Here is a 25,047-nt window from a genome sequence, read left to right as displayed (position 1 = left end):
TGATCCAAGACCGCCAAGCTTAAACGCCTTTGGATCAGCCATAAGCTGCTAATCGTCAGCAAAATCCCCCTATGCACCAATCCCACTTAAGCCGGGATCCGTCAGGCGCGTCATGATAACTCAAGCCAGCAGCACAGGGCAGTCAGACAAACAACTCACTCCCTCCAAATAGACGCTACACATCACATCACAACACTGCCACGACAGGACTCGCCTCTTGTTTATGAGCATTATGTAATGAGAGGATAGATGCTTCAGGTCTGCGGGGAGTTTCTGTCTTGCTGCGTCGTGAAGTTCTTGCTGCGCTTCCTCTGGCAACCGCGCTTGGGGGCGCTTCTATTGTACGGGGGGCGCCGATGCGATCACCTATCGTGCTGGTTCATGGTCTGAATGGTGGCGGCTGGGTCTGGCATTATGTTGCGCCGCTTCTGACCGCGCAGGGCTTCGAGGTCGTCACGCCGACTCTGACAGGAACGGGAGATAGGGCGCATCTTCTGTCGCGTGAGATCACGCTCGAGACTCATATCCAAGACGTTATCGCGACCATCGAGATGCGCGATCTTCAGAACGTGCTTCTTGTCGGGCATTCCTATGGGGGGCTGGTCGCGACCTGTGTGGCCGATCGACTCGGTTTGCGCATACGCCGTCTGCTTTATCTTGATGCGCTTATTGCTCAGGATGGAAAGACGGGTTTCGACATTCTGCCCCCGGCCATGGCGCAGACCCGCAGGGAGCGTGTGCGGGTCAATGGGGCGGATGTTGCGTTTCCGGTTCCGCCTAGTGCAGCGATTACCTTTCCCGATTCGGTACGCAAAGCGTGGTTTGTCGCGCATTTGCGGCCTCACCCTGTTGGCACGTATGAGACGCCTGTGCGTTTGAGCAAGCCAGCTGGAGCGGGGTTACCAGTGACCTATATCGCTTACGAAAACCCGGCTCTGGCTTCGATCGAACCGAGCCGCGCCTATGCACGTGCGCAGAAGGGATGGGATTATCGCTCAGAGGCTTTGCCGCATGATGCCGAGGTCGTTTACCCTGAACGGGTGGCGGCATTTATAGCGGAACTGGCGTGAAAGCCTGATCGGAGAGAGTTACTCTCCGATCGGTTGGCCTCGTCAGACCTTGGCCATGAGGGCAGCATTACCGCCTGCTGCGGTCGTGTTTGTGCTGCATGCATATTCCAGAACGAGAAATTCGAGCGGGTAATGCCCTGCTTCATCCGGGACATGAAGGGCGACGATCTGGCCTTCGCGCGCGGCTAGTTCTGCGCCGAGTGACGTGCGGAAATGCTGATCTCCATTGGCCAGGGCGACATCGATGATGGCTACGCTTTCGGCTTCGACAAGACGATCGCCGAGGCCGGGGGGGCGTTCCGGCAGAGTGGTGAGAAGCGCGCGTGGAATGGCGCAGCGATTGCCGGTAGCGATTGCTGCGAGGATCTGATTGCAGAGATCCTCTCTCGTCGGGCCAGTGCAGAGGACTGTGCCTCGTGGTGAAAGGGTATAAAGATTTGTCTCGCCTACCGGGCCTGTAAGCGACAGCGACGTACCGAGCGGCGTCTTGTCATATGGTCTGGACGTGACCTCAGGCAGGGCGGTGGCGACCCAGTCAGCGAAGAGGGCCGAAAGCGGGGCGACTGGATGAAAGAGCGTCGCCTCCAGCGGTGCCTTGCGGCTGAGCAGACGCCGAAGATAGAGGGGGCCGCCTGCCTTGGGGCCTGTGCCCGACAGACCATGACCGCCGAAGGGCTGCACACCGACAACGGCGCCTACGAGATTGCGGTTGATATAGACATTTCCGGCATGGCTCTGCGCCTTCAGCGTTTCGATTGTCTCGTCGATGCGGGAGTGGATGCCGAAAGTCAGGGCGTAGCCTGTTGCATTAATGGCTTTCATGACGTCGGCAACGGCGTCACGCTTATACCGCAGAACATGAAGAACGGGCCCGAAGACCTCTTTCCTGAGGTCTGAGACCGCGCCGATCTCGATCAGGGTCGGCGGGAAGAAAGTACCGTTCGTCGCCTCGGGAGCCAATTCGGTCTGGAACAAGCGATGCCCCTGACGGGCTAGTGTATCGACATGCGCCTGCATCATGTCCTTTGCTTCCGTCGTGATGACGGGGCCGACATCGGTATCCGGGCGCTCAGGCGTGCCGGTGCGCAGCTCCTGCATGGCGCCCTTGAGCATGGTCAGAACGCGGTCGGCACTGTCTTCCTGCACGCAGAGAAGACGTAGGGCACTGCATCGCTGACCGGCGCTGTCGAAAGCCGAAGCCAGAACATCGGTGACGACCTGCTCTGTCAGGGCGGAGCTGTCGACAATGAGGGCGTTCTGACCGCCTGTTTCGGCGATGAACGGGACCGGAGTGCCGTCGCTGTTGAGGCGACCGGCGAGTTGTTTCTGGATAAGGCGCGCCACATCCGTCGAGCCTGTGAACAGCACGGCGGTGATGCGCCCATCGCCGACCAACTGCGCCCCGGCTTTGCCGTCGCCGGGGACAAGCTGGACGACATGCTGCGGGATGCCCGCCGCGTGTAGCAGGCGCACGGCTTCGCGTGCGATCAGTGGGGTTTCTTCGGCCGGCTTGGCCAGCACTGTATTGCCGGCTGCGAGCGCCGCAGAGACCTGCCCAAGGAAAATGGCGAGTGGGAAATTCCATGGGCTGATGCAGGTGACCGGCCCAAGCGGACAAGCTTTGGTGCCCTGTTCGCGGATGCGCACGGCGTAATAGCGCAGAAAATCTACCGCCTCGCGGATTTCAGCCACAGCATTGGCCAGCGTCTTGCCCGCTTCGCGGATGATCAGCGCCATGAGCTGTGCCGTTTCGGCTTCGAGCACGTCAGCTGTTTTTTCGAGCAGCAACGCGCGCTGATCGGGCGTGGTCTGCGACCATTCCGGGAAAGCGGCTTCAGCGCGGGCAATGGTGGAATCCGTCTCTTCGGGGGAGAGAAAGCGGATATGACCGACGATGTCACTCGTGTCGGCTGGGTTGGTGATGCATTCGCCCTGCGCGTCCTCGGATCTGGGAGACGGGTTGAGGAACGTGTCGGCGAGATGACGCAGAGTGTTCTCGTCGCTGAGATCCAGCCCCATCGAGTTGCGGCGTTCAGGCGCGTAGAGCGCGGGGGGCAGGGGAATGGCGTAGCGGGTGCCTCTCGCCGGGAGAGAGTGACAGGGTCGGTAATCAGCTCATCGACCGAGATCGTTTCGTCCTGGATGCGGTTGATGAAGGACGAGTTGGCGCCGTTCTCAAGCAGGCGTCGCACGAGATAGGCCAGCAACGTCTCATGCGTACCGACAGGGGCGTAGATGCGCACCGGGCGGTCGAGCTTTTTCGGACCGACGACCTCGTTATAGAGCCCTTCGCCCATGCCATGCAGGCACTGGAATTCGTAACGCTCAGTAGAGAATTCGGGGCCGGCATAGGCGTAGATGCTGGCCAAAGTCTGGGCGTTATGGGTGGCGAATTGCGGAAAGATCGCGTCGGGTGCGTCGAGCAGCTTCCTCGCACAGGCGATATAGGCGATGTCTGTGTGGAGCTTGCGCGTATAGACCGGAAAATCGCTTTGACCGTCTGTCTGCGCGCGTTTGATCTCGCTGTCCCAATAAGCGCCTTTGACCAGTCGGACCATGATTCGGTGCTGACTGCGGTGGGCGAGATCGATGATCCAGTCCAGTACGAACGGCGCGCGCTTCTGGTAGGCCTGAACGACGAACCCTATGCCTTTCCAGTCTTTCAGCGCCTCGTCGAAGCAAAGGGCCTCCAGCAGATCGAGGGAAAGTTCGAGACGATCGGCTTCTTCGGCGTCAATATTGAAACCGATATCGTAGGAGCAGGCGAGTTTGGCCAGTGTGGCGACGCGGGGTAGCAGCTCGGCCATGACGCGGTCTCGCTGCAGGCGGGCGTAGCGCGGATGCAGGGCTGAGAGCTTGATGGAAATGCCGGGGCCGCGATAGACGCCGAGCCTGTTAGCCGCCTTGCCAATGGCATGAATGGCTTTTTCGTAGTCGCGAAAATAGCGTTCGGCATCCTGTGCCGTCATCGCGCTTCGCCTAGCATGTCGTAGGAGTAGCGAAAGCCCTTTTCTTCGAGCTTGCGGCCGTTCTTCAGGGCCTCGTCAATGGTCTGGCCAGTGACAAATTGCTCGCCCATAAGCCGCATGGCCATATCGACCCCACGGCGGATGACAGGTTCGCCGCAACGCTTGAGCAGGGTATCGAGCGTTTTCGGGAGGCGATTTGTCTGGGTGGTAGTGAGAAAACCGCCAGAGACGATCAGTCCCCAGGTGGCAGCATTGACGAAAAGAGGCGTGCCTCTGCTGATATGGCCGTGCCAGTTGCCGGTCGCGATCTTGTCACGGATGAGGCGTCACGTGTCGCGGTATCGGGGATACGCAAAAGTGCCTCGGCGAGGCACATGAGGGCGACGCCTTCCTGAGAAGACAGATCATATTCCTGTATCAGCCCCTGAACCAGACCGGGCGTGCCATTGCGGCGCAGTGCCTCGACGAGCTGGCGAGCCGTCTCGCGGGATTTTGCGGTCTGGTCCGGGGTAAGCTTTGTCTCGCTGGACAGCAGCGTGACGCGCTCTGCTTCCGCTGCGCGCGTGTGATCTGTGATCGCCTGACGCAGGGGGGATCGTTGAGGGGCGATCGAGCGGAAGGCAGAGAAGGAAGCGTTCATGCGAGCCCATGTCGTTACTGGTTGTTTATGTTCCCTTAAGGGGGCTTCGACCAAATGAGCTATGGAAGAATGATGGTCACAGGATCGATTATTCGGCATATCGGGATCTGGGTGAATTATCTTCAGGTAAGATCATGACTCTCGATGAAATCGACCGCAGGATTCTCAGGATTTTGCAAAAGGATGGACGCATCACGAATGTCGAGCTTTCGCGGCTGGTCAATCTGAGTCCAGCTGCAACGCTGGAGCGGGTGCGCAAGCTTGAGCAGGCTGAGGTGATCAGAAGCTACATGGCTCGCCTGGATCCGGAGACGGTCAACCTGGGGTTGCTTGTTTTCGTGCAGGTCACGCTCGACCGGACCAGTGCCGATATCTTCGACTCTTTTGCCAAGGCCGTGCGGGCCATACCGCAGGTGAGCGAATGCTATATGGTGGCGGGGGGCTTCGATTATCTGGTCAAGGCGCGTGTGCGTGACATGAACGCCTATCGCGCCTTACTGGGCAAGACGCTTACCCGCCTACCGGGCGTTCGCCAGACGCATACCTATACCGTCATGGAAGAGGTAAAGGCAGATCTTGAACTGCCGATCTGAGGCGGTAAACCTGTCTCAATCGAGACAAGCCACCCCCTCCTGCAGGTCAAAGGAAAGTTTTGCTCCTTCAAGAGCCGACATGCTCAGGATGGGTGGTTTGGTTGGATCACCCGATCGGTAGCGAATGTCAGACCGCACGGCATGGCGATCCAGACGCAGATTGGTGCTTCGCAGGACCGCGTTTTCATCGATCATGCCGGTGCCGGTCTCGAATTTCTGTCTGACTGCTGTCCCTCTCAGGGCGGTGAGAGATGCGCGCTGGATCACCAGTGGTTCGGGGGAGTTGTCACCTGTTACAACGGCTGCCATGCGATGCTCGCCGTCATAGGAGACAGGCAGAAGGAGCGATGCCTGCAGGCCATCGACATCTGATTGTAGTACTGCGTGACGATGACAGGAGAAGGGGGCATCCGGGCCAAACGTCATGTCATGGTCTGTCATGACAATATGCAGCAGGATATCCAATGATTGCAGGCCGATTACAACATGATCGGCTTTCGTCACCATCATGATCTGGTTGCGGAACTCCGTGTGTCCAAGTGTCAGGCTGGGAACCTGAACGAGTTCGGTTTTCTCAGCCTGTATCGTGTCATCGCGCAATGCCGAAACCGTACCGATTACCGGCCAGTGATGTGTCCGTTGCAAGGCCTGGGGAACGGCACCCAGGACGCTGCCTGTATTGATGACGGCATGCACGGCGCTTCCATCCAGATCTATCATGGTGCCTGCCGTAGCAGTTGTGATGCCATTGATCAGGGTCTGGAATGGGTTGAACGATACCTTGTCGCTGCGTGGCCCTTTGACTTCGATCGGCAGCACGTCCGATTCTGGAACTGTCAGGCTGATCTGATCGAGATCCGTGAATACCATGTCCGGCTTGTTGTAATACGTCGAGAGAGGCTCGCGGAAGGCTCGATTGGTAAAGGACTTTCCCTCTGCCCATATAGCAGTCGGTTTTCCAGAAGCAGATTTCCGGTCAGGAAAGTGGCCAGCATGAAATTGAACGGGTTGATGCTCTGGGCTGGATTGCTCCAGGGCGCCGCACGGCGCAGCGCGTCCTGAATGAGATGATCGGAACGGGGTAAATTTCCCTGCGTACGGGCGATTGCGGCATCGCACAGGGCGAGAAGCATCACGTTGAAGGCGGGTTCGGGGCCTGGTGCCTTTTCGAGTGTTCTTCTGATCACGAGTAGTTGGCCCGTATCTCCCGATTCGAGCGCGTCCAAAATACCTCGGGAGTCACTGACCGCCAGGGTCGTCCTGCCGCGCTTGTCTGTGCGGAGCAAGTCTGTCTCGAAAAAATGGACCTGTCCTGAGCGGTTTTGTTGCGTTTGTACGTCTCCTGAAGGACTTGCCGCATAGCTGCGGCTGGAGCTGATAAAGAAAGGGACAAGCATTGAAACTGCGAGGCACGACAGATGAGAGAGGCGCATAGCTGAAAACTCGCTGCGGAAGGGGAGTAGTGGAATGGGAACACGGCATGTCGAAGCCCTCGCCTGTACCGTACTCATGAAAGGGTGAAGACTTCAGGCTGGGGGTCAGTCCAGACAAGCGACGCCCTCATGCAGGTCAAAGGAAAATTTCGCGTTCTCCAGCGCGGCCATTGTGAGAATTGGTGCCAGACTGGGAGAGCCAATCCGGTACCGGATTTGATCATGCACAATATGCTTGTCGATTTTGATTTCCGTATTGAATAACAGGGCCTGTTCCGTTTTTACGCCATCGGTCTTGCCCTGTGTCGTTGGCGCCAGCCGGGAGCCAAGGAGGCCTGAGGGGAACCGATCTACCATAATAGCAAGAGGTTGCGGATTATTATCCCCCGTTGCAACGGCCGCCATTACTGTTTTTCCGCGATAAGAAACAGGCAATAGAATATGCGCTCGCAGTCCGGAAATATCGGATTGGAGGTGTACGGGACGGTGACAGGCGAAGGGGGCGTTGGGGCCGAAAGTCATGCTCTGGTCTGTCATAACCACATGACGCAGTGCCCCAAGTGTTTGAAGCCCTATTATGACGTCATTGCCAGGGATCACGAACATCAGCTGATTGCGAAGAACGGTATGCCCGAGAGTGAGGCTCGGTATGAGTACGAGTTGGGTGGCCCGGGAAGCCGCAGGCCCACCATTCTCCTGAGCCAGGAAGCCGATTTCCTGCCAATGACGAATACGCTGCATCGCAGCGGGAACAGCTCCCAGAACGGTGCCCGTACTCAGGGTGGCTGAGGTCGACATCCCGTCCAAAGTGATGTTGATTTTGGCGCTTCTGATGGCCTGATTACCACTCATCGTTGCGAATGGGTTGATTTCAACATGGTCAGTGAGTGGACCAGAGCCGGCGACTACAGGTACATCAGCAGGACTTGCAGTGACACGAATCAAGCTCATATCCGGGAATTGCAAGTCCGGGATACTGTAATGAATGCGGACGGGCGCGATAAATGTTCTGCCCAAGTAATATTGACTATCTACCCATACCGATGTTTGTCCCGAAAGCATGAAATTCCCCGCTCCCATGCTTACAGCTTCAATATTGAAGGGGTTGATGCTTAGATTTGGGTTTCCCCAAGGTTGAGCCTTGTCCATCGCTTCATGCAAGATCGTATTGGAAAGCGCGAAATTACCCTGCGTCCGAGCTAGGGCTGCCTTGCAAAGACCGATGAGCAAGTCGTTAAGGGCGTTGGGAGAGGAGGGCGGGCCTTTCAGGGTTTCACAGATCTTGCGCAATCGCTCTGTATCACCGCGTGCCATGGCATTGATGATGCCGAGGCTGTCGTGAAGCACGAGCGTAGGCTTGCCTTTAGTTTTTGTCGTGACCATTTCTGATGAGAGAAACTGAACGATGGGTCCATTATTCACTTCTGCTGCCGACGCCCATTTGAAGGAAATCAGCAAGCTGACGAAACAGAACACAAAAACAAATAAACGCATGTGTATGACTCGGTGATGCTGCGAGATTATGAGGCTGTACAATGGGAAAGAGCCTGGCTGCGTGGTCAGCGAAGACAGACCATGCTTTCCGGTAGATCGAGCGAAAAGCTGAATGTTTTCAGCGCAGCCGTCGAAATGACGGGAAGCTGCGCTGGATCTCCCAGTTGAAATTTCACGTTCGAATGAACGGCTTTTCCACCCAGCTCAACCGTATCTGGTCGGGAGATTGTTTCATGAGCTCTTGCCATACGCCGTTGCCAGATATTCCGTTTTACTCTGCTGCGCCATGCCTCGCGGGAAACTGGCGAGATTGATGACTAAAATTTCGGGGGAGTTATCACCAATTCCCAGAATAGCTTGCGAGTCACCGCCTCCGTAAGAAATCGGGAATAGCAGATACATGCTCATCCCACTGCGATAGCTCGCGATGACTGGTCTTTGATTGCATGCGATTGGCGCCGCTATGCCGAAACGTAGCTGATGGTCGGTCATCGTCACATGACGCAGACGCGTGAGTTGCTGGAGGCCGAGGATGACGTCTTCCGAGCGACTTACCGTCATGATCTGGTTCGTCAGGATGGTCTGACCGATCTTTATGGAGGGTATCAACACGACAGCCTCAGTGCGAGGGTCGGGGGAAGCATCGTCCAAACCTGAAAAGCGGCCTATTACAGGCCAGTGATGATCTCTCTGTAAAGAGAAGGGAATGGACCCTATTACGGTTGAGGTGGCGAAATTGGCTGTTACAGCCTCGCCGTCAATCTGGATGGCTGCTTTTGCCGTTATCTGGAGCTGGTTATCGATTTCGCTTTCGCCAGGATCAAGATCAACTGTGTCGATGGAAGGACCCGTGACCGAGGACTGGGCTATCGAACGTGCCGGGACGGAAAGTCTGAGATATTCCATGTTGCGGAATTCAAGATCGGGATTACTGAAGTAGGCCCGCAAGGGGCCGTAAAACTTGTCTTGCAGCAGCTCGGTCTCATCGGCCCATTCCCGCACCTGACCTGCGAGCATGAGATTGCCGGCATGAATACTGCGGAGCATGAGAAGTATCGGGTTGATTGTCTGGTCAGGATCGCCGAGTTTTCCGGCGTGATGCAGAGCTTCAAGAATGATGTTCGATGAGTGGCTGAAATCACCGTCAATACGGGCTATGGCTGCATCGCAAAGAGCGAGCATCATTATCTTGACAGATGAAGAGTTTCTTTCCGACTCGATAATCGAGCGCAAGGCTTCAACGCGAGGCCGGTCCCCTGCTTGCATGGCGTAAATAATGCCCTGCCTGTCACGAATGGTGATGTAGTCGTTGTCGCGTTTGTCATCATGAAAGATCATACCTCTGTCGAACCCGACGATCGGAGGCTGACTGGAGGAAGCATTGGCTGTAGGCAGGGACAGCATGCCCGTCATGAAACCAGCAAATGCAAGTGTGCAGGGAACGACGCTGCGTAGGGATGAATGCACGATACAGTCCGACAATGGATAAGAATAGTATTATTATCCTGACGATTTTTTGTGGAAACACCAACAAATTATTCTGTGATAACGAGAGTAATATTCTAAGGGTGGTTGTTATTTTTTTAATTATCTTCTGCGCGGAGATAGATCAATATCTTCCCGGCGAGATACAGTTTGGCCACCGCCGCGCGCAACGTTGTGTCATCAGGGTGATGAAAGGATAGCGACCTGAATTTGGGAGAGTGGTGAACCGGGTGGGACTCGAACCCACGACCATTCGATTAAAAGTCGAATGCTCTACCGGCTGAGCTACCGGTTCACATGAGGCGTCTGGCTACAATATGAGCCAGAGGCCGTCAACCGACTGAATCGGGTTCAGTCGGTTTTCATGCGGCTTTTGAGGCCGCACCGCCTGAGATCAGGCTTCGAGACGCATGGAGATGATGGTGTCGGGGTCTTTCACCATGCCCGAAGAACCGGCGCCGCGCTTGATCTGGTCGATATGCTCCATGCCGGACACGACCTGGCCTGCGATGGTATACTGGCCATCGAGCGAGGGGGTGGGCTGGAACATGATGAAGAACTGGCTGTTGGCCGAGTTCGGGTTCATCGTGCGGGCCATGCCCAGCGTGCCGCGCTCGAACTTGGCTTCACGCGTGAACTCTGCCTTCAGATCGGGCAGGTCGCTGCCGCCCGAACCGGTGCCGGTCGGGTCGCCGCCCTGGGCCATGAAGCCTTCGATGACGCGATGGAACTTCACACCGTCATAGAAGCCCTGCTCGGAAAGCGTGCTCAGGCGCTCGGCCGCAAGCGGCGCGATATCGGGGCGGAGCTCGATCACGACGTCACCGGTCTTGAGCTTCATGACGAGGCGGTTTTTGGTCTCGGACATTGATCTTATCCTTGTGTTTGCATGAGCCTGCAAAGGCTACGCGGCCTATGTCGGCTTCTCTGACCCGTTGGGCAAGAGACGTCGGGCGATATTCTCGGGCACATAGGGGGTTATATCGCCCCTATAGGCCAGAAGCTCACGCACGAGGCTCGAGGCAATGAGACGATGCTCCTCGCGCGCGGTGAGAAACAGGGTTTCAAGCTCAGGGGCGAGGCGGCGATTGATGGCTGCCATCGGCATTTCGCTGGTCAGATCGGATTCCGAGCGCAGGCCGCGAATGATGAACTGCGCGCCATGCGACCGGGCGGCATCGACCATGAGCGTCTCGAACGGGACCACGCTCACCTGGGCGAGGCCCTCATTGGCGAAGGTCTCGGCGATGGCCGCGCACCGTTCGTCTATGGGAAGCTGCGGGGCCTTGCCGGGATTGAGCGCCACGCCGATCACGAGACGGTCTACGAGAGACAGCGCGCGACGGGCGATATCGAGATGGCCGAGGGTAAACGGGTCGAACGTGCCGGGATAGAACCCGACACGGCCGCCGCTCGGAAGGTGATCAGTTTGCACTGTCATCCGGTTTGGCTTCGTTTGGCGCCGTTTCATCGGTGGGCGTGATCTCCGTTGGGGCCGTCTCCTGCGCAACGGAGGCTGCGGCATCCGATTCCTCAAGCGAGGTTTCGGCGTCGTCTGCTTCTGTTCCTTCGGATTCTGCAACCGGGAAGATGCTGGTCACGCGCTCTTCAGCGCCCACGCGGAAAAGGGTGACGCCGCTGGCCTGACGGGCCATGACGCGGACCTGTGAGACCGGCACGCGAATGAGACGGCCGACATCTGTGACCATCATGACGTCAGTGCCGTCGAGCGTGGGCAGGGTGGCTACGACTTCGCGACCGCGCCTGGGGTTGGTCAGCGTCATGTTGGCAATGCCCTGACCGCCACGACCGCTCACACGGTATTCATAGGCTGAAGAGCGGCGCCCGAATCCAGCGTCGGTAACGGTGAGAAGGATTTCTTCCTGAGCGGCGAGCTCGTCGAAGCGCTCCTGCGTCAGATCGCCAGCGTCGATGGCTTCATCGGCATCGTCGGAGGCGATCTCTTCGATTTCCTCTTCGGTGCCTGAGGCATTGGCGGCGGCTTCGGCGCGGCGTTTGGCGTTGGCGGCGCGGAGATAGGCGGAGCGCTCCTCGACGCTGGCATCGACATGGTTCAGCACGCAGAGCGAATTGACCTCGTCGCCCGTGGCGAGGCGAATGCCGCGAACACCGGAGCTGTCGCGTCCGGCGAAGACGCGCAGCGTGTCTTCGGTGATCTGGAAGCGGATGGAGCGTGCCTTGCGCGTGGCCAGGAAGACGTCCTGACCTTCGCGGCAGGTAGCGACACCGACGAGGCTGTCGCCTTCATCGAGCTTCATGGCGATCAGGCCGGAGGCGCGGATGTTCTTGAAGTCGCTCAGGCGGTTGCGTCGGACATTGCCGCTCGCCGTTGCAAACACGAGGTGCAGATCTTCCCAGTGCTCCTCCTCCTGCGGGAGGGCGAGGATGGCTGTGATCGAATCTGTGCCCAGATCGGGCAGGAGATTGACCAGGGCGCGGCCCTTGGCAGTGGGAGAGGCTTCCGGCAGGCGCCAGACCTTTTCGCGATAAGCCTTGCCACCCGAGGAGAAGAACATGACCCATTGATGGGTATGGGCGTTGAAGCTGTTGACGATGACATCGTCACCACGACGCCCGGAAGCGGTGCGACCGCGACCGCCGCGATTCTGGGCGCGGAAGATTTCGAGCGGGGTGCGCTTGATAAAGCCGTCACGTGTGATGGTGACAACCATCTGGCCGGGTTCGATCAGACTTTCATCGGACTGGTCGCCGAGCGCGTCCGAAATCTCGGTCATGCGCGGCGTAGCGATTTCGGCACGGGCCAGCAGCAACTCGTGACGCATGACTTCCATACGGCGGATATGGCTGCCGATGATGTCGAGAAGATCATTGATCTTGGTGGCGACCTCGCTGAGCTCGCCCTGGATCTTGTCGCGTTCGAGCCCGGTCAGGCGCTGCAGGCGGAGTTCGAGAATGCCACGTGCCTGAACTTCGGTCAGATGCACCTTGCCATCGATGATGATATTGCCTTCGTCATGGATCAGCTCGATGAGCGGCTGCACATCGGCGGCGTTCCAGGCGCGCGCCATGAGCGATTCACGCGCGGTGGCGGCATCGGGGGCGCTGCGGATAAGCGCGATGACCTCATCGATATTGGCCACGGCAATGACGAGACCGACCAGCAGATGACCGCGATCGCGCACCTTGTTGAGGTCGAAACGCGAACGGCGAAGAATTACATCTTCGCGGAAGCGGATGAAGGCTTCCAGCACGTCCTTCAGCCCCATGGTGCGGGGCTTGCCATCATCGAGAGCGAGGCAGTTGACGCTGAACGAGGTCTGAAGCTGGGTGAAGCGGTAAAGCTGGTTCAGAACGACTTCAGGCGTGGCGTCACGTTTGAGCTCGATCACGATACGCATGCCCGAGCGATCGCTCTCGTCGCGGATATCGGAGATGCCCTCGATTTCCTTGGCGCGGACGAGATCGGCGATCTTCTCCTGCAGCGTTGCCTTGTTCACCTGATAGGGAATTTCGGTGACGACAATGGCTTGACGGTCCTTGCGGATGTCCTCGATTTCGGCGCGGGCCCGCATCGGCACGGAACCACGACCCGTTTCGAAAGCCTGACGGATGCCGCGACGGCCCATGATAATGCCGCCGGTCGGGAAATCGGGGCCGGGGATGATCTTCATTAGATCATCGAGCGTGGCCTCGGGATTTTCGATCAGGGCGAGAGTCGCGTCGATGACCTCGCCAGGATTATGGGTCGGGATGTTGGTGGCCATGCCGACAGCGATGCCGGAGGCGCCATTGACCAGCAGATTGGGGAAGGTCGCGGGCAGAACCTTGGGTTCACTCTCGCTCTCATCGTAGTTCGGCTGGAAATCGACCGTATCACGGTCGATATCGTCGAGCAGGAACGAAGCGGATTTGGCCAGACGCGCTTCAGTATAACGCATGGCGGCCGGGCTATCGCCATCGACCGAGCCGAAATTGCCCTGACCATCGATGAGACGAACGCGCATCGACCAGGACTGCGCCATACGCACCATGGCGTCATAGATCGAGCTGTCGCCATGGGGATGGTATTTACCCATGACGTCACCGACCGCACGGGCCGATTTGCGGTAGGGTTTGTCAGCCGTAAAGCCGCTCTCGCGCATGGCATAGAGAATGCGGCGATGGACCGGTTTGAGACCGTCACGCACATCCGGCAGCGCACGCGAGACGATCACCGACATGGCATAGGCGAGATAGGAGGAGCGCATTTCCTCCTCGATCGTTACCGGGATCTGGTCAGTCGGGGCGGCAGGCGGCGTCAGGTCGGTCAAGGCAGGTCCGTCTTGTTGTCTTTGAGGTCAGGGCGGGGAGATCGGGCTTGCGCGATCAGAAAGGGATTTCGTCATCCAGATCGCCACCCGGCGCATCCCAGCCACCGCCGGTATTGCCGCCATTATTGCGCGCAGGCTGCGGGGGCATGCCGCCACCGCCACCGCTGCTGCGGGACGGGGCGTTGCCGCCGCCATAGGAACGCGACGGACCGCTTTCATAACCGCCGCCCATGCCACCGCCAGACTCGCCATCGCGGTTATTGTCGAGCAGGGTAAGCTCGCCGCGGAAGCGGTCGAGAACGATTTCGGTCGTGTAGCGCTCCTGACCCGACTGGTCGGTCCATTTGCGGGTCTGAAGCTGGCCTTCGAGATAGACCTTGCGGCCTTTGCGCAGGAAGCGCTCGGCGACATCGGCCAGACGCTCGTTGAAAATGACCACGCGATGCCACTCGGTGCGCTCCTTGCGTTCACCCGAGGCGCGGTCGTTCCAGCTTTCGGAGGTGGCAACGGTCAGGTTGACGATCTTGGAGCCAGACTGGGCATTCCGCGTTTCCGGGTCGCGACCCAGATTGCCCACGAGAATGACCTTGTTCACACTTCCTGCCATGGCGACCGACCCTACATCCTGAAAATATAGTCCATCCTAGCCCAGCAGAGCGCCGCAGTCACGCCCGTGACGGAACGACGCTCGACTTTAATCCGTCGAGCGGCAATCCTACATGGGTCTCTAAACGTTCTCGTTTTACGATCCCCCCTTCTGATTCTTCCTCGCGTGGTGCTGATGTCTGATCTGCCGTACAACCAGTCCATTCGTGTGCGCGGCGCCCGCGTGCACAATCTGAAGAATATCGATGCCGATATTCCCAGGGACCAGCTGACGGTCATTACCGGGCTCTCAGGCTCCGGCAAGTCCTCACTGGCTTTCGATACGATCTATGCCGAAGGGCAGAGGCGGTATGTCGAAAGCCTGTCGGCCTATGCCCGCCAGTTTCTGGAGCTGATGGGCAAGCCGGACGTGGATTCGATCGAGGGCCTGTCACCGGCTATTTCGATCGAGCAGAAGACGACCTCCAAGAATCCACGGTCGACTGTCGGTACCATCACCGAAATTCATGACTATATGCGTCTACTTTGGGCACGTGCAGGTGTACCTTATTCGCCCGCGACCGGGCTGCCTATCGAGGCGCAGACGGTGAGCCAGATGGTGGACCGGGTCATGGCGCTACCCGAGGCACGCGCCTGATGCTGCTCGCCCCGGTGATACGTGACCGCAAGGGCGAGTATCGCAAGGAGCTGGCCGAGCTTCAACGCAAGGGTTTCACCCGGGTTAAGGTCGATGGCGAGATCTATGAGATTGCTGAGGCCCCGCATCTGAATCGCAAGCTGCGTCACACGGTCGAGGTCGTCGTAGACCGGGTCGTGGTGAAGGGCGGTATTGAGACCCGTCTGGCAGACAGTTTCGAAACGGCGCTGGGTCTGGCCGATGGTGTGGCCTATGCGGAGCCCGTGCTGCGCGAGGGCGAGAAATCGACCGTCGAGCATATGGTGTTTTCGGCGAAATTCGCCTGCCCGGTGAGTGGGTTCACGCTTGAGGAGATCGAGCCGCGTCTGTTTTCGTTCAATGCTCCGATGGGAGCATGCCCGGTCTGTGACGGGATAGGGACAGAGACGCATTTCGATGCGCGTCTGGTCGTGCCGGATGAGACGCTCTCTCTTGCCGACGGGGCGATCGCGCCCTGGCGCGATGCCAAGACGCCCTGGTACGACCAGACGCTCGAGGCCCTGACGCGCCACTTCAAGGAAAAGATGACCACGCCCTGGAAGAAGCTCGGGGAGGGGTTTCGTAAGATTCTTCTGGAAGGGGGGGAGGAATCAGTTCTCTTCACATACAAGGATGGCAAGCGCGCCTATGAGCTGAGCAAGCCTTTCGAAGGGGTGATGCGCAATCTGCAGCGCCGTCTGGCAGAAACGGACAGCATGTGGGTGCGCGAGGAAATGTCGCGGTATCAGTCATATGTACCGTGTCGTGCGTGTCACGGGGCGCGACTAAGGCCCGAGGCACTCTGTGTCCGGGTGAACCATCTCAATGTCGCGCAAGCTTCCGATCTGACCATTCGCAAGGCGCTCGACTGGTTTGGGGGTGTCGAAGCTTCTCTGACGGCGCAGCGCGCTGAAATTGCTCGCCGCATTCTGCGCGAGATTCTGGACCGGCTGCGTTTTCTCGATGATGTCGGGCTGGATTATCTGACGCTGTCGCGCGGGTCTGCGACGCTTTCTGGCGGTGAGAGCCAGCGTATCCGTCTGGCAAGTCAAATCGGCTCGGGGCTGACCGGGGTGCTCTACGTGCTGGATGAGCCGTCGATCGGGCTGCATCAGCGCGATAACGAGCGGCTGCTGGGTACGCTTGATCGCCTCAAGAAGCTCGGCAATACGGTGATCGTTGTCGAGCATGATGAGGACGCGATCAGGGCTGCTGACTGGCTGATCGACATGGGGCCCGGAGCCGGTGCGCTGGGCGGCACGGTGGTGGCAAGCGGTACGCCTGATGAGGTGGCGAAAAATACTGCCAGCATTACGGGAGATTATCTGTCGGGCCGGCGGATGGTGCCGGTGCCGCAAACCCGGCGTCCCTATGATAAAGCGCGTGTCCTAAGCGTTGTCGGAGCGACGGGCAATAACCTGCATGACGTGACGGCGCGCATTCCGCTTGGTTGTTTTGTGGCAGTGACGGGTGTGTCGGGCGGCGGCAAATCGACACTCGTGGTCGACACCCTCTACAAGGCATTGTCACGTGAGTTGATGGGGTCGAGCCAGTCTCCGTTGCCCTATCGGGCCCTCGAAGGTGTGGAGCATCTCGACAAGATCATCGATATCGACCAGTCGCCGATCGGGCGAACGCCGCGTTCCAATCCGGCCACCTATACGGATCTGTTTACGCCGATACGCGACTGGTTTGCGGAGCTGCCCGAGGCCAAGGCACGCGGCTACAAGCCCGGCCGGTTTTCATTCAACGTCAAGGGCGGGCGCTGCGAGGCCTGCCAGGGCGATGGCGTTCTCAAGATCGAGATGCATTTTCTGCCTGATGTTTTCGTGACCTGCGATACCTGCAAGGGGCAGCGCTATAATCGCGAAACACTGGACGTGAAGTTTCGTGGCAACTCGATTGCCGATGTGCTGGCCATGACGGTGGATGAAGCACTGCCCTTCTTCCATGCAGTGCCGCGTATTCGCGACAGACTGGCGATTTTGCAGCAGGTGGGGCTTGGTTATGTCAAGCTCGGCCAGCAGGCGACCACGCTGTCTGGCGGTGAGGCGCAGCGCGTCAAGTTGTCGAAGGAGCTGGCGCGCCGGGCGACGGGCCGGACACTCTATATTCTTGATGAGCCGACGACGGGTCTGCACACGGAAGACGTGCGCAAGCTGCTCGATGTGTTGCACGCTCTTGTCGATCAGGGAAACACCGTTCTGGTGATCGAACATAATCTGGACGTGATCAAAACGGCAGACTGGCTGATTGATATCGGGCCGGAAGGTGGAGATGGTGGTGGAAGGATTGTGGCCGAGGGGCCGCCCGAAGTGATCGCGGCAACGCCCGAGAGTCACACGGGACGGTTTCTTGGGCCGCTACTGCCGTCACGACCGGAGCCGCTCGTTACCCCTGCCAAAAAGAAGAAGGCCACAGCAGTAGCCCGTCGAAAGGCTGGTTCGTCATGACAATCGTTGTTCCCTTTTGCGGTCGGATCACGCCGAGAGAGCGTCAGGAAAGCCTCGACGCAATCAATAGCACCCTGAATAATATCCGGGTGATACCGTTCGAAGATCTGACCGATGGGGAACGGCGGACGGCGCGCATGGCGGTGGTGGCCAATCCCGACCCGACCGATCTGCTCGATCTGCCGATGCTTGAATGGGTGCAAAGTCTCTGGGCGGGCGTGGAGCGTCTGGTCGAGGAAACGCCAAACAGCGCCCTGCGCATCGTCAGGATGACCGACCCTCAACTGGCTCAGACCATGTCTGAGGCTGTTCTGGCCTGGACGCTCTATATTCATCGCGACATGCCAGCCTACAGGCGGCAACAGGAAATAAGGCGTTGGCAGCAGCACAAGCTGGTTCTGACCGAGGACAGGCCGGTGGGTATACTGGGCATGGGCAATCTGGGGCGCGTTGCCTCGCAACGCCTGCGGGAGAACGGTTTTCCCGTGATGGGCTGGAGCCGCGCGCCGTGGACGAAAGCCGATATCCCGATGATGTATGGGCCGTCAGGATTGGAGGCGATCCTGCGCCAGAGCAGCATTGTGGTTGTTCTGCTGCCTTTGACGCCGCAGACACGCGGATTGCTGGATGACTGGCGGCTGGGTCAGATGCGTGAAGGGGCGGCGCTGCTTAATTTTGCTCGTGGGCCGATTGTCGATCAGGCTGCATTGTTGAGAACGCTTGAGCGCGGGCATCTGGGTCATGCAGTGCTCGATGTGTTCGATCGCGAGCCATTACCGAAAGAAGACCCGCTCTGGGCGCATCCCAATGTGACGGTTCTGCCGCATATCACGGCCCCTACACAGACGGGGACCGCCTCGCTTCTGGCCGCTAAAAACATTCAGGAATTTTTCGACCGGGGTCATATACCGTGGCTGTCAATCGTGACCTTGGATATTGAGGGCGATTGCCTCTGGCAGTCGCCCTCAATATCTGTTTCTGTCTCTGAACCCTGTACTGGCCGTTGGGGCTTCGACAGGGTGCAGGCTGGCAGATCAACGGTTTCACTGATCGTAGATCGGGCGCAGTGTCTTGCCGGTTGCTGCGGCTGGTGCCGTGGGGGCGGCGCTGGACAGATTTTCGAATGCCTCCGGATGCTGCGAAATGGTGACGCCACCGACGGGTTGCGGGTGATGCAGATCGTCATATTGCAGCGGCGTGATGGACAGTGTCTGATCCATCGTCGGTAGAAGCTTCACATTCCAGCCGCCGCCGAGCGCGCGGATCAGACCGATATCGGCCTGATAGAGGCGGGTCGCGACTTCTATCTGGTGAATGCGTGTATCGAGTGTCTGAACCTGAGCGAAAATGGCTTCGAGATACGTACCCACACCGCCCTGATAGAGCGTCATGGTCATATTCTGGGTGGCCAGGGTCGCATCTACAGCCTTTTTCAGGGTGCGGTTTTCCTGATCCAGTCGGCTGGTGCGAGAGAGCCCGTCTTCAACCTCTCGGAAGGAGTCGAGCACCTTGCTGCGGTACTGATCGCGTGTTTCGCGATAAGCGGACCAGGCATGTTGCAGCTCGGCGCGTCTCAGTCCCCCTTCGAAAATAGGCAGTTCGAATGACGCGCCATAGGACCAGAGCGAATTGGCCAGATTGGCCAGATCGAAGCCGTTCTGTGCGAAGCCGCCTCCCGCCTGAAGTGAGACATGCGGATAGAAGGCCGCGCGGGCGATACCGATTTCGCGATTGGCCTGGGCCATTTCGCGTTCGGCGCTGGCGACGTCCGGGCGGCGCTGAAGCAGTTCCGATGGCACGCCAGCGGGGACGCTGGGCTGATTGAAGCCCATGATCTGAGTCGGGGCGATATGAAAAGATGAGGGTGACGCGTTGGTGAGAATCGCGATGGCGTGTTCGGTCACCTCACGCGCAGCCTGCACGTCGAGCTCGGCGGCCTGGGTCGAATAAAGCTGCGCCTGGGCACGGGCGACGTCGAGACGCGGCGCAGCCTGATGTTCCAGCTGGTTCTGGGTGATCTGCAGCGCCTTCTGATAATAACCAATAGACTGATTATAGATGGCGATCTGGGCGTCATAGCCGCGAAGCTGGACGTAATCTGAGGCCAGTTCGGCCTGAAGGCTCAGGCGCGACATCGCAAAATCAGCCGCTTTTTCCTGTGCAAACTGTTTCTGCGCGCGGACATGGTTGCGTATGGCCGACCAGAAATCAGGCTCCCAGGAGGCAAGGCCGTGATATTCTTCATCCGTCTCGGTGATATTGCCCTTGTAGCGGAACAGGCGGTCGGATGATTGCTTGTTGTCGAAGGCGCCTGCGCCCATTGCGAGATGGGGGAGGAGTTCCGAACGCGCCTGAACGACGAGGGCGCGCGCTTGGATGAAGCGCTCCGCCGCGGCCTGAAGGTCCGGGTTGGACTGCGTGAGCGTGGCTTCCATATCGTTCAGAAGCGGATCGTTCAGCAGCTTCCACCAGTCGCTGGGCAGCATGGTGTCGGCCGGGGTGGCAGTCGCGAAGGGACCCTGACCGTGCCAGCTGGCCGGCACGACAAAGGTGGGCGGCTTGTAGGTTGGCGCGAGATCGCAGGCTGACAGACCGAAGGCTGTCAGAACCGTGCCGCAGGCCAGAGCCAGTTTCTTGAAGCGATGTGTGGTCATTCCGAAGCCCCGAATCCGGACTGGTTATAGCCGCGCTCTGGCTGGGTGACGTTGACCTTGTCGCCCTCAAGCAGGTCGGCTGGCGGGTTGGCGATGATGCGGTCCTTCGGCGAGATGCCGGCCTGGATTTCGGTCGAGGTGTCGGCCATGCGTCCGACGACGACCTTCTTGTAGTGGACGGTATTGTCGTCATTCACGACGACGACCTGCATACCCTTTTCTTCGAAGACGAGTGCTGAAGTCGGTACTTCGTAAAGATGGGCGGTCTCGTTATGCGCCTTGAGCGCCACCGAGGCGAAGGTGCCGGGCCACAGGACCTCGTTCGGATTTTCCATGGTGAATTCCGACGTAACCGTGCGCGTATTCGGGTCGTAGCCGCGCGCCGTGGTCAGGAAGCTCGCATGAAATTTCTTGTCCTTGAACTGGGGCACACTGACATCGGCGGTGATGTCGGGCTGCAGGATATAGGAGAAGACTTCCGGCACGGAGACGAAGAGACGCAGCTTGTGGACGTCTGCGACGGTGAAGAGTTCGGAGGCGCCGCCGGTGCTGTTGAGATTGCCGCCGCCATCATGGACGTAATCGCCCACATTGATGCTGCGTGAAGTCACGATGCCATCGAACGGTGCCACGATGGTCTTGAATTTCTCGAGGGCTGCAAAGTGGTCGACATTGCGCTGTGCCGCATCGACCTCGGCTTTCGCCGATTGCTCATTCGCGTTCGAGACCGAGACCGACTGGCCGGAAACCGATTGCGACTGGCCCATGGCGCGCCAGCGTTCTGCGGTGACGGCGGCAAGGTGATATTTGGCCAGAATGGCGTTCAGATCGGCTTGTGCCTGAGCATACTGGGCGTCGAGTGCCGGCGCATTGATTTCCGCCAGTGCGTCGCCTGCTTTCACATGGGCGCCGTAATCCTTGAACCACATTTTCACATAGCCCGAGACCTGCGGATAGATCGGGGCCTGATACCAGGCGTCGATATTGCCAGGCAGGGTCAGGGCCACCTTTTCAGGGGACTGGATAGGGTTGAGGACGGCCACGTTTGGAATGGCATTGGCCGAGGTTTCGGAAGCCAGGGCGTGGGTGTGATGGACGCGACCGACGACGAGAGCGCCGACCCAGAGCGCGAGGACGCATCCTCCCGCAATGGCGATAATCTTGGGGGAGGTGGCCATTAGACGATTTCCTTCTGGCGGGCAGAGCGGTTGTGCAGGATCGCGTAGACGCAGGGAACGAAGAGAAGGGTAGAGATGGTGGCGACGATCAGCCCGCCGATAACGGCGCGGCCCAGCGGCGCATTGGTCGAGTTGGACGTGGCCATCGGGATCATGCCGACGATCATGGCGAGTGCGGTCATCAGAACCGGACGGATACGGCCATAACCGGCCTCGATAGCGGCGCGCAGTGCGTCGCCATGTACTTCGAGACGTTCACGGGCAAAGGAGACGACCAGAATGGAGTTGGCCGTTGCGGTACCCATGCACATGATCGCGCCAGTGAGCGCCGGAACCGAGAGGCGGGTGCCCGTCAGGAACAGGGCCCAGGCGATGCCACCAAGTGCTCCGGGAAGAGCCGTGATGATGATGAACGGGTCGAGCCAGGACTGGAAGTTCACGACGATCAGCAGATAGATCAGCACGACAGAGACGCACAGACCAAAGACGAGCTGGACATAGGCACCATGCATCGTGGTGGCCTGACCGTGGACGTCGACTGCCGTGGTGCGTGGCAGGTTGGGCGCATCATGGGCGATGGTCTTGTTGACGTCATCCAGAACGGCGCCGAGATCGGTGCCTTCGACGTTCACATAGATGTCGATCTCTGACATCGAGTTATAATGCGAGACCTCACCTGGTGTGCCTGTGGGAACGACTTCTGCAATGGCCCCGAGCAGCTGGGTCTGGTCGTTGGGGTCGCCATCGCCCTTGTCGACCGGGACCGTGAGCAAATCGTTGAGATGGGTTAGCTGGTCCTGCGACGTGTAGACGTTGAGCGGGAAGGTAACGTTATCGACCGGGTCGAGCCAGAACTGCGGATCGACCACCCCGGAGCCTGCGAGGGTCAGGAGTTCGTTGGTCGCAAGATCGTTTTCGCTCAGGCCTGTGGCCTGGCTGAAGGTACGATTACCATTCACCATGAGGGTCGGTGTGGACATGGTCTGCTGGATGACCACATCGGCTGTGCCTGGAATCTGGCGGATCTTGCCGATCAGGTGGCGGGCGTAGTTGTAGTTGTCATCGACGCTCGGGCCGGAAAGCTGGATGTCGATGGGCGCAGCCGAACCGAAATTGAGGATCTTGTCGGTGAGATCGGCGGGCTGGAAGGTGAAGACCGTGCCCGGGAAACGCTGTGAGAGGTCCTTGCGCAGCAGGGCGCGATAATCCCAGACAGGGGATTGCTCGTCCTTCAGTGCAATCGTCAGATCGCAATCCTGCGTGCCGACGGTCGGGGTCGGGATGAAGGCCTGGTTATGCGGGCCTTCAGGCAGGCCGCAATTGGAAATAATGTTCTCGACCTTGCCCGGTAGAAGCTGGTTGATGCGGTCATCGACAAGTGCGGCAATGCGGCCGGCGACTTCGATGCGGGTGCCGAGCGGCGCGCGCATATGCATCTGAAGCGTGCCGGATTTGACTTCGGGAAAGAAGTCGCGACCGGCTACGCTGTAGAGACCCATCGAAGCGATAGAGATGACCATGAACACGCCGACGAAGGCGCCACGTCGAGCGACGCAGCGTGTAAGCAGCGTATTATAGCCCTCACGGAAGTTGTTGAAGCGACGTTCGAACCCGCGCTGGAAGCGACCGAAAAAGCCTTTGGGCGCCGGGGCGTGATCGTCGTGTCCGTGAGCGTGGTGCACCTGACCGGCCAGAAGGAACTTGGCCATGGTCGGCACCAGGGTACGCGACAGGATGAACGACGCGATCATGGCGAAGATAATCGCGAGCGCCATGGGCATGAACAGGTAACCCGCAACCCCCGACAGCTCGAAGAGCGGCAGCCAGACAATGCAGATGCAGGTGGTAGAGACGAATGTCGGGATGACGATCTGGTTGGCGGCGTCGATGATAGCGAGTTCGAGATCCTTGCCCATTTCGAGATGGGTATCGATGTTCTCGATCATGACGGTGGCGTCATCCACGAGGATACCGACGGCAAGGGCGAGGCCGCCCAGAGTCATGATGTTGATGGATTGCCCAGCCCAGCCCAGCCCGATGATGGAGCAGAGAATGGCAAGGGGAATCGAGGTCGCGATGATGACCGTCGAGCGCCATGAGCCGAGGAAGAGCAGGACGACGATGCCGGTGAGGAAGGAGGCCGTGATCATCTCACGGACCACGTCCATGATCTGCTCTTTCACCATGACCGAGGCATCGGCCAGGATCGAGACCTTGACGTCCGGTGGCAGGATGGCGCGCAGGCGTGGCAGCAGGGCCTTCGTTGCGGAAACGACATCCAGAGTAGAGGCGGTGCCACCTTTTTGGGTGATCATCTCGACGGCCTGACGACCCTTGACGAGCACAAGGTTGGTCTGGGGATGGCCGCCACGATAGACGTCGGCGACGTCACGAATATAGATGACAGCGTTGCCGACGCGTTTGACCGGGATATTGGCGATGTCTTCCATCGATTCCGGGGCGGCGTTGGTCTGAACCATCCAGTCCATGGCGTCGATTTTCTGATCGCCCGCAGGAAGCACGATATTCTGGGCAGTCAGGGCTGCCTGAACGTCAGCTGCAGAGAGATGGTGCGCGCGGAGCTGCTCCTGATTGAGCGAAACCATGACGAAGCTGTCCATGCCGCCATAGGGATGGGCGACGACGGCACCGGGAACGGTGGCGAGAAGCGGGCGGACGCGAATAACGCCGAGCTTGAACAGGTCGGAAGGCGTCTGCTTTTCGGACGTGATCTGGAGCGCGATGACAGGAACCTGCGACGGGTCGAGCGCCACGATCATCGGGGCTGGCACCTTGGGGGGCAGGCCGAGGAGGATCGTCTGGGAGATGGCTGTCACTTCTGCTTCAGCCGTGCCGACAGGGGTGCCGGGCTGGAAGTAGATGTTGACAATCGAACGCCCGTAATAGGAGTTCGATTCCATATGCTCGATATTCTGGACCGTCGTTGTGACAGCCAGTTCGAAATTATAGGTGATTCGTCCGGCGAACTCATTCGGGAGGAGCCCCGGATAGGTCCAGATGACCGAGACGACAGGCACCTTGATTTCGGGGAAAACGTCGGTCGGCGTCTTGAAGATCGACATGATTCCGAACATCAGAATCAGAATCGAAAAGACGACGAAGGTCAGGGGCCGCCTTAGGGCAGTTACGACGATGGCGTTCATGAATTCATGCGCTCTCTTCTCGTACGAAGGGAAGATGCCTTACGGCAGTTTATACTGTTTCATTAATCCGAATTAATATTAAGAAAATGAAATAAGCGGGTTTATGCTGTTCATTACTTGTTCGGATCACTCATCTACGGATCGTAGAGATGCAGACATAAAATGTCGCATAAATGTTGTTTTACAAACCCGTGACAACGCGGGCGGAAGCCAGCGTTATGGCATCGAGCCATTATCTATTCTTGACATTATGGCTAAATGCCATTAATAAGACGTTAATCGTCCAGAAGTCAGGTGGACTTCAAGGTGCAGCTGGTCGGTTGAAGCTGATCATAACGCGACGGCGTGAGGCGCAAGGAAC

General features: G+C 58.7%; 13 protein-coding genes, 1 tRNA gene and 3 pseudogenes. 4 read left to right on the top strand and 13 right to left on the bottom strand.

The window, feature by feature from the left end:
* Nucleotides 1–278: 278 nt before the first annotated feature.
* Nucleotides 279–1,070 (top strand): alpha/beta hydrolase, encoded by a 792-nt coding sequence (locus JCM25414_RS10305; protein WP_025841594.1) that lies wholly within the window; start codon nt 279–281, stop codon nt 1,068–1,070.
* 42 nt (nt 1,071–1,112) lie between these two features.
* Here JCM25414_RS10305 and putA read toward each other — a convergent pair.
* Nucleotides 1,113–4,679 (bottom strand): annotated as a pseudogene (gene putA, locus JCM25414_RS19180) (bifunctional proline dehydrogenase/L-glutamate gamma-semialdehyde dehydrogenase PutA).
* Nucleotides 4,680–4,813: 134 nt separating this feature from the next.
* Between putA and JCM25414_RS10295 the strand changes: the two are divergent.
* Complete coding sequence (locus JCM25414_RS10295) at nt 4,814–5,272, top strand: Lrp/AsnC ligand binding domain-containing protein (RefSeq protein WP_035443178.1); 459 nt, start codon at nt 4,814–4,816, stop codon at nt 5,270–5,272.
* A 15-nt stretch (nt 5,273–5,287) separates the two neighbouring features.
* On the opposite strand, the gene JCM25414_RS10290 is transcribed toward JCM25414_RS10295, so the two are convergent.
* The 9 genes from JCM25414_RS10290 to ssb form a co-directional block, all read right to left on the bottom strand.
* Nucleotides 5,288–6,142 (bottom strand): hypothetical protein, encoded by an 855-nt coding sequence (locus JCM25414_RS10290; RefSeq protein ID WP_025841592.1) that lies wholly within the window; start codon nt 6,140–6,142, stop codon nt 5,288–5,290.
* The gene (locus JCM25414_RS10285) at nt 6,109–6,498 is read right to left on the bottom strand and encodes a hypothetical protein (protein WP_148301046.1); all 390 of its coding nucleotides are present in this window, start codon (nt 6,496–6,498) and stop codon (nt 6,109–6,111) included. The genes JCM25414_RS10290 and JCM25414_RS10285 overlap by 34 nt, the downstream gene beginning before the upstream one ends.
* Before the next feature lie 312 nt (nt 6,499–6,810).
* Complete coding sequence (locus JCM25414_RS10280) at nt 6,811–8,199, bottom strand: hypothetical protein (RefSeq protein WP_025841590.1); 1,389 nt, start codon at nt 8,197–8,199, stop codon at nt 6,811–6,813.
* 231 nt (nt 8,200–8,430) lie between these two features.
* Nucleotides 8,431–9,612: a hypothetical protein gene (locus tag JCM25414_RS10270; RefSeq protein ID WP_148301045.1), complete on the bottom strand. Its 1,182-nt coding sequence runs from the start codon at nt 9,610–9,612 to the stop codon at nt 8,431–8,433.
* Nucleotides 9,613–9,903: 291 nt separating this feature from the next.
* Nucleotides 9,904–9,979 (bottom strand) — tRNA-Lys (locus tag JCM25414_RS10260).
* Nucleotides 9,980–10,078: 99 nt separating this feature from the next.
* A complete protein-coding gene (locus JCM25414_RS10255; protein ID WP_025841587.1) occupies nt 10,079–10,552 on the bottom strand; it encodes a peptidylprolyl isomerase in 474 nt (157 codons plus the stop codon).
* 45 nt (nt 10,553–10,597) lie between these two features.
* A complete protein-coding gene (gene coaD / locus JCM25414_RS19175) occupies nt 10,598–11,125 on the bottom strand; it encodes a pantetheine-phosphate adenylyltransferase (protein WP_051535822.1) in 528 nt (175 codons plus the stop codon).
* Nucleotides 11,109–13,976 carry a DNA gyrase subunit A gene (gyrA, locus tag JCM25414_RS10245; RefSeq protein WP_025841586.1) on the bottom strand — a complete coding sequence of 956 codons (2,868 nt, stop codon included), beginning with the start codon at nt 13,974–13,976 and terminating at the stop codon, nt 11,109–11,111. The genes coaD and gyrA overlap by 17 nt, the downstream gene beginning before the upstream one ends.
* A gap of 55 nt (nt 13,977–14,031) precedes the next feature.
* Nucleotides 14,032–14,583: a single-stranded DNA-binding protein gene (ssb, locus tag JCM25414_RS10240; protein WP_025841585.1), complete on the bottom strand. Its 552-nt coding sequence runs from the start codon at nt 14,581–14,583 to the stop codon at nt 14,032–14,034.
* Nucleotides 14,584–14,757: 174 nt separating this feature from the next.
* Here ssb and uvrA point away from each other — a divergent pair.
* Together uvrA and JCM25414_RS26640 are read left to right on the top strand one after the other, a co-directional pair.
* Nucleotides 14,758–17,690 (top strand): annotated as a pseudogene (gene uvrA, locus JCM25414_RS19170) (excinuclease ABC subunit UvrA).
* Nucleotides 17,687–18,508: pseudogene (locus JCM25414_RS26640) on the top strand (2-hydroxyacid dehydrogenase); the annotation flags it as partial. The pseudogenes uvrA and JCM25414_RS26640, both read left to right, overlap by 4 nt.
* 225 nt (nt 18,509–18,733) lie before the next feature.
* On the opposite strand, the gene JCM25414_RS10225 reads toward JCM25414_RS26640, so the two are convergent.
* The 3 genes from JCM25414_RS10225 to JCM25414_RS10215 are packed head-to-tail and all read right to left on the bottom strand — an operon-like array spanning nt 18,734 to nt 24,686.
* On the bottom strand, nt 18,734–20,344 hold the full coding sequence (locus tag JCM25414_RS10225) for an efflux transporter outer membrane subunit (protein WP_025841583.1): 1,611 nt from the start codon (nt 20,342–20,344) through the stop codon (nt 18,734–18,736).
* Nucleotides 20,341–21,522 (bottom strand): efflux RND transporter periplasmic adaptor subunit, encoded by a 1,182-nt coding sequence (locus tag JCM25414_RS10220; protein ID WP_025841582.1) that lies wholly within the window; start codon nt 21,520–21,522, stop codon nt 20,341–20,343. The genes JCM25414_RS10225 and JCM25414_RS10220 overlap by 4 nt, the downstream gene beginning before the upstream one ends.
* A complete protein-coding gene (locus JCM25414_RS10215; protein ID WP_025841581.1) occupies nt 21,522–24,686 on the bottom strand; it encodes an efflux RND transporter permease subunit in 3,165 nt (1,054 codons plus the stop codon). The genes JCM25414_RS10220 and JCM25414_RS10215 overlap by 1 nt, the downstream gene beginning before the upstream one ends.
* Nucleotides 24,687–25,047 lie beyond the last annotated feature (361 nt).

Origin of the sequence: Asaia platycodi JCM 25414 (assembly GCF_000614545.1) — a bacterium.
GTDB classification, from domain to species: Bacteria; Pseudomonadota; Alphaproteobacteria; order Acetobacterales; family Acetobacteraceae; genus Asaia; species Asaia platycodi.
The sequence above is the reverse complement of the archived record's forward strand: the minus strand, read 5'-3'. Positions and strand labels throughout refer to the sequence as shown.

What these genes read in the sequence shown, in the direction of transcription:
- JCM25414_RS10295 (WP_035443178.1), top strand. Translation starts at nt 4,814, where the DNA reads ATGACTCTCGATGAAATCGACCGCAGGATTCTCAGGATTTTGCAAAAG.
- JCM25414_RS10290 (WP_025841592.1), bottom strand. Translation starts at nt 6,142, where the DNA reads ATGGTATTCACGGATCTCGATCAGATCAGCCTGACAGTTCCAGAATCG.
- JCM25414_RS10280 (WP_025841590.1), bottom strand. Translation starts at nt 8,199, where the DNA reads ATGCGTTTATTTGTTTTTGTGTTCTGTTTCGTCAGCTTGCTGATTTCC.
- JCM25414_RS10270 (WP_148301045.1), bottom strand. Translation starts at nt 9,612, where the DNA reads ATGACGGGCATGCTGTCCCTGCCTACAGCCAATGCTTCCTCCAGTCAG.
- JCM25414_RS10255 (WP_025841587.1), bottom strand. Translation starts at nt 10,552, where the DNA reads ATGTCCGAGACCAAAAACCGCCTCGTCATGAAGCTCAAGACCGGTGAC.
- coaD (WP_051535822.1), bottom strand. Translation starts at nt 11,125, where the DNA reads ATGACAGTGCAAACTGATCACCTTCCGAGCGGCGGCCGTGTCGGGTTC.
- ssb (WP_025841585.1), bottom strand. Translation starts at nt 14,583, where the DNA reads ATGGCAGGAAGTGTGAACAAGGTCATTCTCGTGGGCAATCTGGGTCGC.
- JCM25414_RS10225 (WP_025841583.1), bottom strand. Translation starts at nt 20,344, where the DNA reads ATGACCACACATCGCTTCAAGAAACTGGCTCTGGCCTGCGGCACGGTT.
- JCM25414_RS10220 (WP_025841582.1), bottom strand. Translation starts at nt 21,522, where the DNA reads ATGGCCACCTCCCCCAAGATTATCGCCATTGCGGGAGGATGCGTCCTC.
- JCM25414_RS10215 (WP_025841581.1), bottom strand. Translation starts at nt 24,686, where the DNA reads ATGAACGCCATCGTCGTAACTGCCCTAAGGCGGCCCCTGACCTTCGTC.